Origin of the sequence: Thermomonospora catenispora (genome assembly GCF_006363815.1) — a bacterium.
In the GTDB taxonomy this organism is placed as follows: Bacteria; Actinomycetota; Actinomycetes; order Streptosporangiales; family Streptosporangiaceae; genus Thermomonospora; species Thermomonospora catenispora.
This window is the reverse complement of record NZ_RRYT01000012.1, coordinates 85,234-97,595: the sequence shown is the minus strand read 5'-3', so window position 1 is coordinate 97,595 and position 12,362 is coordinate 85,234. Positions and strand designations below refer to the sequence as shown.

Below are 12,362 nucleotides of genomic sequence, written 5' to 3'. Positions count from 1 at the left end.
CGAGCCGACGGCCGCTTCGCACACCGGCGGCCGTGTCCGAATCCTAGGGGATCGGCTCGTTGAGAGCGGGCACAGAACGAAGACCGCGTTCCATGAGCGCCAGCGCCCGGTCCAGGGCGGTGCGGGTGGTGCCGGGGGCCAGGCCGTTCTGCCGGCAGTGGATGACGACCGACTGCATGGCGCCGAGCGCCATCCCGGAGATCGCGACCGCCTCGATCTCGTCCAGGCCCGGGCACAGCTGGCAGATCTGCCGCTGGACCTCCTGCTTGGTCTCGTGCATCCGCTGCAGCGCGCGGGCCTGCAGCGCGGGCCGCTCCAGCACCAGCCGGACCTGCACGGGGCCGTGCTCGCCCTGCTCGGCGACCAGCGCCTCCATCACCTCGACGACGCTCTGCCGGATGATCTCCAGCGGGGTCTCCCCGGGGGTGCGGCGGGACAGCCGTTGCTGCACCTCGGCCAGCCGGTCGTCGATCTCGGCGAAGATCACGTCCTCTTTGCTGGGGAAGTAGGCGAAGAAGGTGCGCGGCGACACGTCCGCGGCGGCGGCGATGTCGGCGATCGTCGTCTCGTCGTAGCCGCGCTCGGCGAACAACCGGAGCGCGGCGGCGAAGATCGCCTGCCGGGTGCGCTGTTTCTTGCGTTCGCGCAGTCCTGCGGACTCCACGTGAGGCATGTCACGGACATTAACATGGGGTGCAATTCTGCATCTGTTGCAACTTTGCAGGCATAGCGCTTTCATGCCTCCATGGCGGGTTTCCTGGACGCGCTCGGACGCTGGTGCGTGCGGCGACGACGGCTGGTGTTCGAGCTGTGGATCGTCGCGATCCTCGGCATCGGCTTCCTGGGCCTGGCCCACGGCGGAGTGTTCGTGCAGCAGTCCAGCCTGCCCGGCACCGAGACCCAGCGGGCCCTCGACCTGATCGCCGAGGACTTCCCGGCGCTCGCCGGCCCCACCACCACGGTGGTGTTCACCGCCCGGGACGAACCCGGCGCGGCCAAGCCCGGCGACTGGCGGGTGGCGCTGGCCATCGGCCGGTCCATCGACAACCTCGCCCGCCTCGACCGCACCGCCTATGTGGAGAACCCCTACGTCCCGGGGATGGGCGGGCTGAAGAGCCACGACGCCGTGGCCGTCCGGGTCAGCCTCAAGGGCACCATGAGCGACATCAGCCGGGCCGACCTGGAGCAGTTCGACCGCGCGGTGGAGCCCGCCCGGATGGCCGGGCTGGACGTCGAGGTCGGCGGCATCGTCGCGATGCTGCTCAACCAGCCCCGGGGCGGCGCCGGAGAGGCCCTGGGCCTGATGGTGGCGCTGCTGGTGCTGCTGCTGGCGTTCGGCTCCTACCTGGCCGCCTGCGTGCCGATCGCGGCGTCGCTGTGCGCGCTGGCGGTGTCGTACTCGCTCATCCACTACGGCGCATCGGTGCTGGAGATCCATCCCACCGCGCCGATGGCGGCCGCCATGCTCGGGCTCGGCGCCGGGATCGACTACGCGCTGTTCATCGTCACCCGCTACCGGCAGCAGCTCGCCGAGGGCGATGACGTCGAGACCGCGGTGGGCCGGGCGATGGCGCACTCCGGCCATGCGGTGGTCTTCGCCGGCGGGACGGTGGTGTTCGCGATCTGCGGGCTGTTCCTGTCGGGGATCGCGTTCGTGGGACGGATCGGGATCGCCGCCGCACTGGCCGTGGCGGTCATGGTGCTGGCGGCGCTCACCCTGCTGCCGGCGATCCTCGGCGCGATCGGCGACCGCATCGACCGCTACATGCTGCCGAGGGTGCGGCCCGACCGGGCGAGCGGCCGCTGGATGCGCTGGGGCCGGCACGTGGACCGGCACGCCTGGCCGTACGCGATCGGCGCGACGCTGCTCCTGCTGCTGTGCGCCGTCCCGGCGCTGGACCTGAAGTTCGGGGTGATGTCCGACAGCACCGCCTCCACCTCGATGTCGTCGCGGCGGGCCTACGACGCGGTCGCCGAGAACTTCGGCCCCGGCCACTACAGCCCGTGGGTGGTGGTCGCCAAGGTCCCCGGCACGGCCCCCGAGCAGTCCGAGGAGCGGGGGCGATCCGCCGGTCAGGTGCCGGTGGTGGAGGGCCTGGCCGGGCTCGGCGGGCTGACCGTCCCGCCGTCCTCCCCCGCCCCGGAGCCGGACCCCGCCGAGGCCCGGCGCGCCGAGGGCGGCGGCGCGCCCATGGAGCTGAAGAAGCCCAGCCCTGAGGCCCGGCGGATCGGACAGGAGATCAGGCAGGCCGTCGCGAACGTGCCCGGCATCGCGCAGGTCGGCGAGCCCATCGTGTCCGGCGAGACCGCCGTGGTGCGGGTCATGGCCGCCCACGCCCCGCACGAGCAGGCCGCCATCGACCTGGTGCACCGACTGCGCTCCCAGGAGCTGCCCGAGATCGCGCGCGCCCACCCCGGCGCCCTGGTCTACCTGGGCGGGGAGAACCCGGCGATCATCGACCTGGCCGTCACGGTCGGGGACCGCATGCCCATCGTGGTCGTCTCCGTGGTGGTCGTCGCGCTGGTGCTGCTGATCGTCGCGTTCCGGGCGATCCTGGTCCCGGTCAAGGCGGCGCTGATGAACCTGTTGTCGATCGGCGCGTCCTACGGGGTGGTCACCGCCGTCTTCCAGTGGGGCTGGGGGGTGCGGCTCTTCGGCCTGGATCAGGCGGTGCCGATCGTCTCGTTCGTCCCGCTGTTCATGTTCGCGCTGATCTTCGGCCTGTCCATGGACTACGAGGTGTTCCTGCTGTCGCGGATCAAGGAGGAGTACGACCGCACCGGCGACCCGCGGGGGAGCGTGGTGGTCGGCATCGGCGCCACCGCCCGCCTGATCACCTCGGCCGCCCTGATCATGATCTCCGTCTTCCTGAGCTTCGTCCCCCAGCCCGACCCCACCGTCAAGATGGTGGCGCTGGGCCTGGCGGTCGCGGTCGTCGTCGACGCCACCATCGTCCGCATGGTCCTGGTGCCCGCCCTGATGAGCCTGCTGGGCCACGCCAACTGGTGGTTCCCCGGCCGGTCCCGTCCGCGGGCCGCCGAGCGCCCCGGCCCGGCGGCGGTCGGCCTGGAGAAGGACTCCCGTTCGCTCGAATCGGTCGGCTGAGCGGGGCCGGGCGGCTGGGCGGGGCGGTCCGTGCCGGCGCCGCCGGCGGGCCGCCGTGCGGGGTCACCAGGCCGCCTTGGTGACGATCTCCAGGATGTGGCCGGAGGGGTCGTCGACGTACAGGCCGCGGCCGTCGTGGGAGGCGATCTGGCCCGCGGTGCGGCGGTAGGGGTCGGCCCAGAAGGTCAGCCCTCGCTCGCGGACGCGGGCGTAGACGGCGTCGAAGTCCTCCTCGCCGGCCAGGAACGTGTAGCGCTGCCGGGGGAAGTCGGAGGCCGGCTGGGCGTAGTTCACGGTGACCCCGTCGCTCAGCCGGACCGCGACGAAGATCCCCACGGGGACCGGGTCGTCCAGGCCGAACAGGTCGGCCAGGAAACGCGCCGAGGCCCGCTTGTCCTTGGCGAAGACGACGATGCGGCTGAGGTGGATCGACATGGCGCCCCCGCGGATCGTGGCGTCGGTCGCCGCGCCGTGTCGCCGTGGCGCGGCATCACGATCGTGCTCGATACCGCCCGGGTGAAACGTGCTCGCGGCGCGCCGCCTCCGAGCCGCGCGGCGGACGGCCGGCCCGGCCCGTGCGCGGGTCCCTCGCGCGGGTCCTTCGCGCGGGGGCGCGGTCGCCCGACGCGGACCGGTCTGCGGGAGGGGGCTCACACGGCCCGGGCGGCCGCCGGTCAGCGGTGCTCCATGACGATCACGGCCATGGTGCCTGGGGCGAGCGCCCGGAAGACGTGCGCGACGTCCCCCGGGTAGGCGATGTAGTCGCCCGGCCCCAGCTCGACGGGCTCGTCGGCCGGTCCGGCCAGCGCCCGGCCGGTGCCGACGATCAGGTGCTCGACGGTCCCCGGCTGGTGCGGTCGGGACTCGCGGGCCTCGCCGGGCCGGGCGTCGATCCGGTAGACGTCGCGCCGGGCGCCCGGGGGACAGGAGGCCAGCAGGGTCGCGGTGTAGCCCGCCCGCTCGGAGCGGACCGCCGGCCCCTCCCCGGCGCGGATCACCCGGACCTCGGGGCGGGGCGGGTCGATCAGCCGGCTGACCGGGATGTCGAGCGCGACGCTCAGCGCCCACAGCGTCTCGACGCTGGGGTTGCCGGAGCCCGACTCCAGCTGCGACAGCGTGGACTTGGCCAGGCCCGACCGCCGGGCCAGCTCGGTGAGGGACAGCCCGGCCCGCTCGCGCTCGCGGCGGATCGCGGCGGCGATCAGGTCGAGCGGCGGGCCGCTCGGAGTGCCGGTCATGGTGTTCGCTCTACCAATCCGATCGTTCGATTTGACGAACATGCACGGTGTCGTTCATTTTAATGGACATGAGTTCGCTGTGGCGAACACCAGATCGCGGCACGGTCCGGGACATCGCCCTGGTCTGCCTCGCCGACGCTCTGGTGGGCGCGTCGTTCGGGGCCATCGCCGTGTCCGGCGGGCTGGACCCGTGGGCGCCGATCGCGATGTCCCTGCTGGTGTTCGCCGGCGGCGCCCAGTTCGCCGCGGTCGGCGTCGTGCTGTCCGGGGGCGGGCCGGCCGCCGCCGTGACGGCCGGCCTGGTGCTGAACGCCCGGCTGCTGCCGTTCGGCTTCGCGGTCGCCGAGACGCTGGGCGGGCGCCGTCTCACCCGGCTGACCGGCGCCCATCTGGTGACGGACGAGGCCGTGGCGTTCACCCTGCGCCAGGCCGACGCCGACCGCCGTCGCGTCGTCTTCTGGCTGTGCGGGGCCTGCCTGTTCGTCAGCTGGAACGCCGCCGTGGCGGTCGGCGCCCTCGCCGGGCGGAGCCTCGGCGACCCCGGCGCCCTGGGGCTGGACGCCGCCTTTCCCGCCGTCCTGCTGGCCCTGGTCCTGCCCGCCCTGAGGAACCGCGACGCCTGTGTCCCGGCGCTGCTGGGCGCCGTGATCGCGGTCGCCGCCGCCCCGTTCCTGCCCGCGGGCCTGCCCGTCCTCGCGGCCCTCGCCGGGGCGGCCGGATGGCGCGTCGCCGAGGGGAGGCGACGATGATGCCGGTGTGGGCCGTGGCGGTGCTGGCGGCGGGGACGTATGCGTTCCGGGCGGCGGGGCCGCTGCTGCGGGGCCGGGTGCGCCTCCCCGGCGGGGCGGAACGGACCCTGGCGGCGACCGCGACGGTGCTGCTGGTGGCGCTGGCGGCCGTCTCGACCCTCACCGAGGGCGGGGCGTTCGCCGGATGGGCCAGGGTGCTGGGCGTGACGACGGCGGGGATCGCGGCGGTGCGGGGAGCGCCGTTCCCGGTGGTGGTGATCGCGGCGGCGGTCGTCACGGCGGCGCTGCGGCTGTGCGGGGTGGACTGAGCCCGCGTCACAAGGCGTTGAGCGCGGCGACCAGACGGCGTTCCTCGCGGTCGAAGTGGGCGTTCATCTCGGCGGAGAGCTGCTCCAGCTCCGACCGCACCGTGGCGGGGTCCGTGGTGCCCAGCCGGGCCAGGGCCTCCTGGACACGCAGGCGGATCTCGTTCAGCGCCTTGTGCTCGCGGTGGAATTGCTCAAGGGCGGGGGTGATGCCAGGGAAACGCTGCTCCAGCAGAGGGAAGGCTCTGGCGACCTCCTTGTCGTGATGGCCGTGCAGGGCGTGGCACACGTCGACGCACCGGTCGCGGAGCTGGTCGGTGAACGCGGGCCGGGCCCTCCCGGCGAGATTCTCGACGGGATCCCCGGCGGGATCGGCCAAATGGGGGTCGACCTCGGCGAGCAGGTCGGCCATCTCCCGGCGCAGCTTGTCGTGGACGCGGACCAGATGGTCGCCGATCGCCTGGGCGCGGCCCGGGTCGACCCGGTACAGGGCGACCACCGGGATCACCCGGTCGGTCTTGGCCTGGTACTCGGCGAACCGAGCGGCCATCTCGCAGAAGCGGGCGTACATCAGGTCGCGCTCCCGGCCTTCGAGGACGTCGGCCACGGCGGTGTAGGTCTCGATGTCGCCGCCGTGGCCGATCTCCACGGTGACCCGGGGGTTCGCCACCAGGTTGTGGAACCAGGCGGGGTGCCGGTCGGCCCCGGCGTTCGAGGCCGACACCAGGATCCGGGCGCCGTCGCGCACGTACATGGCGGGCGTGGTGTGCGGGCGGCCGGTGCGGGCCCCGGTGGTGGTGAGCAGCACCAGCGCGGCCCCCTCGAACGGGCCGCCGACCTTGCCGCCGTTGGCTCGGAACTCTTCGATGATCGACGTGTTCCAATCGGACATGAAGGGATACCCTTCCGGCGAGACAGCATCTGCTTTGAACTTAAAAATATTTTGGAGTTAAAGGTATGTCAACGGGCCCGAGCGTGCCGGAGGCCGTGCGGACGCTGTTGCTGCTGATGCCGCGGGTGGTGGGACGGCTCAAGCGGACTCCGGTGCCGGAGACGCTGCGGTCGCTGGACCTGGCCCCCCGGCATCTGTCGCTGCTGTCGTATCTGATCTTCGACGGGCCGCTGACGGTGACCGGGCTGGCCGAACGGCTGGAGGTGGCGCCGACCACGGTGAGCCTGATGGTCAGTGAGCTGAGCCGTAAAGGCGTGGTGGAGCGCCGTGAGGACGATAGCGACCGGCGGCGCACCATCGTGAGCATCGCTCCGGCCCACCAGGACGCCGTCAACGCCTGGTTGGCCAAGGGCGTCCGCGCCTGGAGCAGGGCGGTGGAGCCGCTCACCCCCGAGCAGCGCCGGATGTTCATCGAAACCCTGCAGGTCTACGAGCGGGAGTTGTCCGCCGGCGAGTGATCTGACGGGAGAATGACAAAAGGCCGCCGGGTGCGACGACCTTTTGCGGTGTCATTGCGCGTCGGCGCTCCGAAGGAAGGCGTTCGCGCGATGACTGATAGGGACCTTTCGCGAAGGGGTCAGTAGCGGTAGAAGCCGCCCCGCTTCACATAGAAGCAGCGAATTTGGATCCGCTTGACGTACTTGTGACGCCAGCCGTCATAGCGCTTGACGAAGCGGATCTTGCAGACCCGCTTGTAGCGCGGACGGTCCTTGCGGACGGTGCTGCTCTGGTCGACCTGGACGGCGACCGGGGCGACCGCGCGGTTGGCGCCGGAGGCGGAGGTTTCCTGGGCCAGAGCGGACGGGGCCGCCAGCAGCCCGCCGCCGAGGGCGGCAGAGGCCAAGCCGACCGTGATCATGTGCTTTCTCATCAGGATCTCCTGACTCGATGGATCTCAAGATGCGGTCTGTCGGCTGCAAGGCGCGCATCTGGGCGCGCATCTGAAATGCGCTTTTCTGGCCATGGGCGCTCGGGGCGACCGAATCGCGCTCCAAGCGGCGGGGTCCGACATGGCGCTGTACTAAAAAATCAACTCTTATGAGGCTAGTCCGGAATTCCTGGCTGTGTAGGGGGTGGGGGTCAAGCTTCGTTAAGCGCTTGTTCTCACTCGGACAACCGCGCCCGGAAGGGGCGGATGTGCCGGTCCGACGCCCGGCCGGCCGTCGGACCGGCCCGCCTGAGTCGGCTCGGAAGCCGACTCAGAAAACGCGCGATGCGACCGCGGGATCGTGCGGTCGGCCTCTCACGCCGCGGGCCGCTCGGGGGCCCGCTGGAAGAGGACGAACAGCCAGATCATGGAGGGGACCAGGATCAGCGTGCCGACTCCCAGGGCGGCCAGGACGATCTGCAGGACGGCGTCGTGGGCGGCGACCGCGTGCAGGTCCAGGTCGGCCAGGCCGGCGGCGCCCCACAGCACGGTCGCGACGGCCAGGGCGGCGGTGACCCGCACCGCCAGGAAACGGCGCAGCAGCAGCAGCGCCAGCGACACCACGCCCGCCAGCGCCGAGGCGGTGATCAGCGGCGACCCCACGCCGAGGGTCAACGCCCCGGGCAGGGCGATCAGCCCCACGACCGTCCCCGAGACCAGCGCGCAGGCGCGGAACCGTTCCGCCGAGTCGGCCCGGTCCAGCCGGCGGCCGTCCCAGGTCAGGTAGACGGCGGCCAGATAGGCGCACAGCCCGGTGGTGAGCGCTCCGCCGTACGCCCCGGCGGGGCTCAGCCAGCTCGACCCGCCGGTGGCGATCACCGCGGCGACCGCCCCCATGCAGTACGGCGTGAGCACCGAGGAGATCCCGAAGACCCACGCATACGCCCGGCTGGGCGCGGCCTTGGCGAACACGAACGCGCTGCCGCGCGCCACGATGCCCAGCGCCGCCAGCGACAGCGGGACCCAGTGCGCGGACATCACGTCGGCGAACACCGGGGGGAACGCCGTCCACGTCATCACCATGACGAAGATCAGCCAGACGTGGTTGGCCTCCCAGACGGGGCCCATGGCGTGCTCGATGACCTCGCGGTCCCGCCGGTGGCGGGCCAGCAGGTGCCACAGCCCCGCGCCGAAGTCCGCCCCGCCGAACAGCAGGTACGCCGACAGCCCCAGCAGGATCAGGCCGAGCGCGATGTCGGGGTAGCTCATCCGACGACCTCCACTTCCCTGGGACGGGGCCGCTCCTGGGCCCGCTCGGGCCGCCGCCGCATCCGCCGCAGCACGCTGATCGTCGCGACGGTCAGCACCGCGTACACCGCCAGCACCGCGTACAGCCCGAACCGCAGGCCGGGGGAGGGGTTGACGGCCTCCTCGGTGCGCATGACCCCGTACACGATCCACGGCTGCCGGCCGACCTCCGTGGTCGTCCAGCCGGCCTCCATGGCGACCATGGCGGCGACCCCGGCCGGCGCCGCGATCCGCAGGAACCACGGCCGGTACGGCAGGTCCCGGCGCCCCTTGCGGTGCCGCCACCAGGCCAGCGCCCACCAGGCCGCCAGCGCCAGCAGCGCCACCCCGATCGCGATCATCAGCTCGAACCCGATCCGGACCACCTCGGCGGGCGGCCGCTCGCCGACCGGGAAGGAGTCCAGGCCGCGCAGCACCCCGTTCACGTCGAACGTCGTCATCAGCGACAGCGCGCCGGGGATCTCGAAGATCGCGAACTTGAACGGCTGGCCGCCTCCGGTGTGCTCGATGCCCTCCATGGCGGCGAACTTGATCGGCTGGTGCTCGTGCACGTGCCGGACCGCCCAGTCGCCCACCAGCACCTGCAGCGGGGCGCAGATCGCCCCCAGCGTGAAGGGGATCGCGAATCCCCGCCGGTGGTAGGGGTCCAGCGGACGTCCGCGCCGGTGGTCGCGCAGCAGCGCCACCGCGTACACCGACGCCACCGTGAAGCCGCACACCATCAGCGACGCCAGGATCAGGTGGGCGGCCTGGACGGGGGTGTTGGGGTTGAGCATGGCGGCGATCGGGTCGACCTCGGTGACCTCGCCGTCCACCAGGGTGAAGCCGCGGGGGTTGTTCATCCAGGCGTTGACGGTGACCACGAACGAGGCCGACATCAGCCCGGCGATCACCACCGGGATGCCGGTGAGGAAGTGCGTCCTGGGCGGCAGCCGGTCCCACCCGTACAGGTAGATGCCCATGAAGATCGCCTCGATGAAGAAGGCGATGCCCTCCATGGCGAAGGCGGCGCCGAACACCTGGCCGTAGGTGTCCATGAAGCCCGGCCACAGGGTGCCCATCTCGAACGACAGCACCGTGCCGGACACCGCGCCGACGGCGAACAGCACCCCGGCGGCCTTCATCCAGCGTCGGGCCAGCTCGGCGTAGACCTCGTCGCCGGTGCGCAGCGCGCGCCACTCGGCGAGCAGGGTGATCGCGGGCAGGCCGATCCCGATGCTGGCCAGGATGATGTGGAAGCCGAGGGTGAACGCCATCTGCTGGCGCGCCGCGGCGAAGTCCGCCAGCGTGGCGGCGTCGGCCAGGATCGCGAACGTCTCCATACGACGGATCGTAGTACTACGAGCTGTAGTACTTAATCGGGTAGTACTACCCACCGTGGTGACCTTTCTCTCAGGCCGGTACCCTCGAGGGCGTGAAGGGTTTGGGAGAGCTCGAGCGCACCGTCATGGAGATTCTGTGGGCGCGGGAGGACGCCGGAGAGGGCGCGGCCACCGCGCGAGACGTCAGCCGCGCGCTGGCCGGGGAACGAGACCTCGCGCACACCACCGTGATGACGGTGCTGGACCGGTTGGCCAAGAAGGGCTTCCTGACCCGTGAACGCGACGGGCGCGCCTGGCGCTACCGTCCGACCGCCAGCCGTGAGAGCTATGTGGCCGAGCTGATGCTGGGCGCCCTGGACCAGACCGGCGACCGCGACGCCGCGCTGGCGCACTTCGTCCGTTCGGTCTCCGAGGACGAGGTGGCGGTCCTGCGCCAGGTCCTCGACGAGCTGACGGCCGCCTCCGGCGACGGCGACCGGCACAGAACGGAGTCCGGCGGATGACGAGCACCGCGCTGCTCGCCCTGATCGCCGTCGGCACGGTGGGCGGCGCGCACCTGCTGTCCAAGGCCCGCTGGCCGTGGCGGATGCCGCGGGCGGGCATCGCCCTGTGGCAGGCCCTCGGCCTGGCGTGGGGCGTGGCCACCATCGGCGCACTGGTCGGTTACGCCGTCCTGCCCTACGGCGAAGGCATCACCGGCGGCGTCCCGGCGATGCTCGCCGACGGCGCCTCCCGGCTGGACGCCACGCATCTGGCCGCGCTGCTGACCGGGGTCGGGCTGGCGGTCGTGCTGCTGGCCATGCTGGCGCATGCGATCGTCCGCATCGACCGCGCCCGCCGCCGCCACCGCGCCCTGCTGGCCCTGGTCGCCAGCCGGAGCGCCGAGGTCCCCGGCACCCTGGTGCTGGACCATCCGGCCGCGGCGGCGTACTGCGTGCCCGGCGTCCGCTCCTCCAAGGTCGTGGTCAGCGCCGGCACGCTGGCGCTGCTGGACGACGCCGAGCTGGCCGCCGTGCTGGCCCACGAGCGGGCCCACGCCCGCGAGCGCCACGACCTGGTGCTGCTGCCGTTCGCCTCGCTCCGCCAGGTCTTCCCGCAGATCGGCCTGGTCGGCCGGTGCCTGGACGCGGTCGAGCTGCTGATCGAGATGGCCGCCGACGACCGCGCCAGGCGGCACCGCCCGCCGCGCGAGCTGGCCACCGCCCTGCTGCGGTTCGCCGCCGCGCGCCCGGTGGCCGCCCCCTCCGGCGCCCTGGCGGCGGCCTCCCTCGACCAGCCCGCCGTGCTGGCCCGCGTCCGCCGTCTGCTGGAGCCCGAGCCCGCCGGCCCCGCCGCGCGCGTCGCCGCCTTGACCTCCGCCGCCGTCATCGCGGTGACCCCCTTCCTGCTGTACCACCTCCCGGTCTGAGGACGGGCGGGTCCGCGCGTCCGCCGGGAAGCCCCGGGGCGCGACGGCGACGCACGGTGCGGAGAGGCCTTCCGCACCGATTGTTGATGTTTCAACTAAACCTGGCCTAGGCTGGCGATATGAGCCGTATGCCCGCCTTGTATCTGAGTCACGGTGCGCCGCCGCTGGCCGACGACCCGGTGTGGACGCGCCAGCTGGCGGACTGGGCGGCGGCCCTGCCCCGGCCCGAGGCGATCCTCGTCGTGTCCGCGCACTGGGAGGCGGCGCCGCTGACCGTGGGCGCCACCGAACGGGTGCCGCTGGTGCACGACTTCTGGGGCTTCCCCGAGCGCTACTACCGCGTGACCTATGACGCCCCCGGCGCCCCCGCCCTGGCCGAGGACGTGCGCGCGCTCCTCGGCGGCGCCGGACGGCCCGTCCGCCACGACCCCCGGCGCGGGCTGGACCACGGCGCCTACGTTCCGCTCAAGGAGATGTATCCGCAGGCCGACGTCCCGGTGCTGCAGATCTCCATGCCCACCCTGGACCCTGTCGAGCTGCTCGACCTGGGGCGGCGGCTGGCCCCGCTGCGCGACCGGGGCGTGCTGATCGTCGGCAGCGGGTTCACCACCCACAACCTGAGCGCGTTCGACCCCCGCAAGGGGGTCGACGCGGATCCGCCGAGCTGGTCGGCGGAGTTCGACCAGTGGGCGCACGAGACGGTGACCGCCCGGGACGTCGACGCCCTGCTGGACTTCCGGCGCAAGGCCCCGGCGGCGCGGCTGGCCCACCCCAGGACCGAGCACTTCGCCCCGCTGTTCGTCGCCCTCGGCGCGGACGTCGACCGGCCGGGGGAGACCCGCGCCGTGATCGACGGGTACTGGTACGGGCTGGCCAAGCGGTCGTTCCAGTTCGCCTGACCCGGCCCGGTCCGACCGCACCGCCCGCCGGGCGAGGCGGCCCGGGCGGAGGCGCTCCGGCGGGTCCGGACGCCGCCGGCCGCATCGATCCGAGGCCGACTCCGGCGCGGGTCCGGTGCGGTGCCGCATCGACCCGCCCCGCCGACCGGCGTCCTCCGGGCGATGCGCCGCCGGGGGGCCGTCGTCGCCGCACAGGCGCGGCGGGCT

The 12,362-nt window shown here is 72.8% G+C and carries 14 protein-coding genes; 7 read left to right on the top strand and 7 right to left on the bottom strand.

Translation table 11 applies throughout. The features are described 5' to 3' along the window. Positions 1-43: 43 nt before the first annotated feature. Positions 44-673, bottom strand: a complete 630-nt coding sequence (locus EIO00_RS11905; RefSeq protein ID WP_140178148.1) for a TetR family transcriptional regulator — start codon at positions 671-673, stop codon at positions 44-46. 72 nt (positions 674-745) lie between these two features. Between EIO00_RS11905 and EIO00_RS24655 the strand changes: the two genes are divergently transcribed. Further along, entirely contained in the window at positions 746-3,106 is a 2,361-nt protein-coding gene (locus EIO00_RS24655) for an MMPL family transporter (protein WP_140178146.1), read from the top strand. 63 nt (positions 3,107-3,169) lie between these two features. Here EIO00_RS24655 and EIO00_RS24190 read toward each other — a convergent pair whose 3' ends face one another. Further along, on the bottom strand, positions 3,170-3,541 hold the full coding sequence (locus EIO00_RS24190) for a VOC family protein (protein WP_161602705.1): 372 nt from the start codon (positions 3,539-3,541) through the stop codon (positions 3,170-3,172). A 239-nt stretch (positions 3,542-3,780) separates the two neighbouring features. After that, a complete protein-coding gene (locus EIO00_RS11890; protein WP_206664118.1) occupies positions 3,781-4,344 on the bottom strand; it encodes a helix-turn-helix domain-containing protein in 564 nt (187 codons plus the stop codon). Between the two features lie 68 nt (positions 4,345-4,412). On the opposite strand from EIO00_RS11890, the gene EIO00_RS11885 reads away from it, so the two are divergent. Then, on the top strand, positions 4,413-5,093 hold the full coding sequence (locus EIO00_RS11885) for an AzlC family ABC transporter permease (RefSeq protein WP_140178140.1): 681 nt from the start codon (positions 4,413-4,415) through the stop codon (positions 5,091-5,093). Next, complete coding sequence (locus EIO00_RS11880) at positions 5,090-5,401, top strand: AzlD domain-containing protein (protein WP_140178138.1); 312 nt, start codon at positions 5,090-5,092, stop codon at positions 5,399-5,401. The genes EIO00_RS11885 and EIO00_RS11880 overlap by 4 nt, the downstream gene beginning before the upstream one ends. Before the next feature lie 7 nt (positions 5,402-5,408). On the opposite strand, the gene EIO00_RS11875 is transcribed toward EIO00_RS11880, so the two are convergent. Next, positions 5,409-6,290: a nitroreductase/quinone reductase family protein gene (locus tag EIO00_RS11875; RefSeq protein ID WP_140178136.1), complete on the bottom strand. Its 882-nt coding sequence runs from the start codon at positions 6,288-6,290 to the stop codon at positions 5,409-5,411. A 65-nt stretch (positions 6,291-6,355) separates the two neighbouring features. Between EIO00_RS11875 and EIO00_RS11870 the strand changes: the two genes are divergently transcribed. Beyond that, positions 6,356-6,808, top strand: a complete 453-nt coding sequence (locus tag EIO00_RS11870) for a MarR family winged helix-turn-helix transcriptional regulator (protein ID WP_140178134.1) — start codon at positions 6,356-6,358, stop codon at positions 6,806-6,808. Positions 6,809-6,927: 119 nt separating this feature from the next. Here EIO00_RS11870 and EIO00_RS11865 read toward each other — a convergent pair whose 3' ends face one another. From EIO00_RS11865 to EIO00_RS11855, 3 genes are all read right to left on the bottom strand, one after another. Then, positions 6,928-7,221: a hypothetical protein gene (locus EIO00_RS11865; RefSeq protein WP_140178132.1), complete on the bottom strand. Its 294-nt coding sequence runs from the start codon at positions 7,219-7,221 to the stop codon at positions 6,928-6,930. 372 nt (positions 7,222-7,593) lie between these two features. After that, the gene (locus EIO00_RS11860; RefSeq protein WP_140178130.1) at positions 7,594-8,487 is read right to left on the bottom strand and encodes a cytochrome d ubiquinol oxidase subunit II; all 894 of its coding nucleotides are present in this window, start codon (positions 8,485-8,487) and stop codon (positions 7,594-7,596) included. After that, positions 8,484-9,848 carry a cytochrome ubiquinol oxidase subunit I gene (locus EIO00_RS11855; protein WP_140178128.1) on the bottom strand — a complete coding sequence of 455 codons (1,365 nt, stop codon included), beginning with the start codon at positions 9,846-9,848 and terminating at the stop codon, positions 8,484-8,486. The genes EIO00_RS11860 and EIO00_RS11855 overlap by 4 nt, the downstream gene beginning before the upstream one ends. A 92-nt stretch (positions 9,849-9,940) precedes the next feature. Here EIO00_RS11855 and EIO00_RS11850 point away from each other — a divergent pair, with 92 nt between their 5' ends. From EIO00_RS11850 to EIO00_RS11840, 3 genes are all read left to right on the top strand, one after another. Next, a complete protein-coding gene (locus EIO00_RS11850) occupies positions 9,941-10,351 on the top strand; it encodes a BlaI/MecI/CopY family transcriptional regulator (protein WP_140178126.1) in 411 nt (136 codons plus the stop codon). Beyond that, on the top strand, positions 10,348-11,256 hold the full coding sequence (locus EIO00_RS11845; protein ID WP_140178125.1) for a M56 family metallopeptidase: 909 nt from the start codon (positions 10,348-10,350) through the stop codon (positions 11,254-11,256). The genes EIO00_RS11850 and EIO00_RS11845 overlap by 4 nt, the downstream gene beginning before the upstream one ends. Positions 11,257-11,375: 119 nt before the next feature. Then, positions 11,376-12,155, top strand: a complete 780-nt coding sequence (locus EIO00_RS11840; protein ID WP_140178123.1) for a dioxygenase family protein — start codon at positions 11,376-11,378, stop codon at positions 12,153-12,155. Positions 12,156-12,362: the final 207 nt, after the last annotated feature.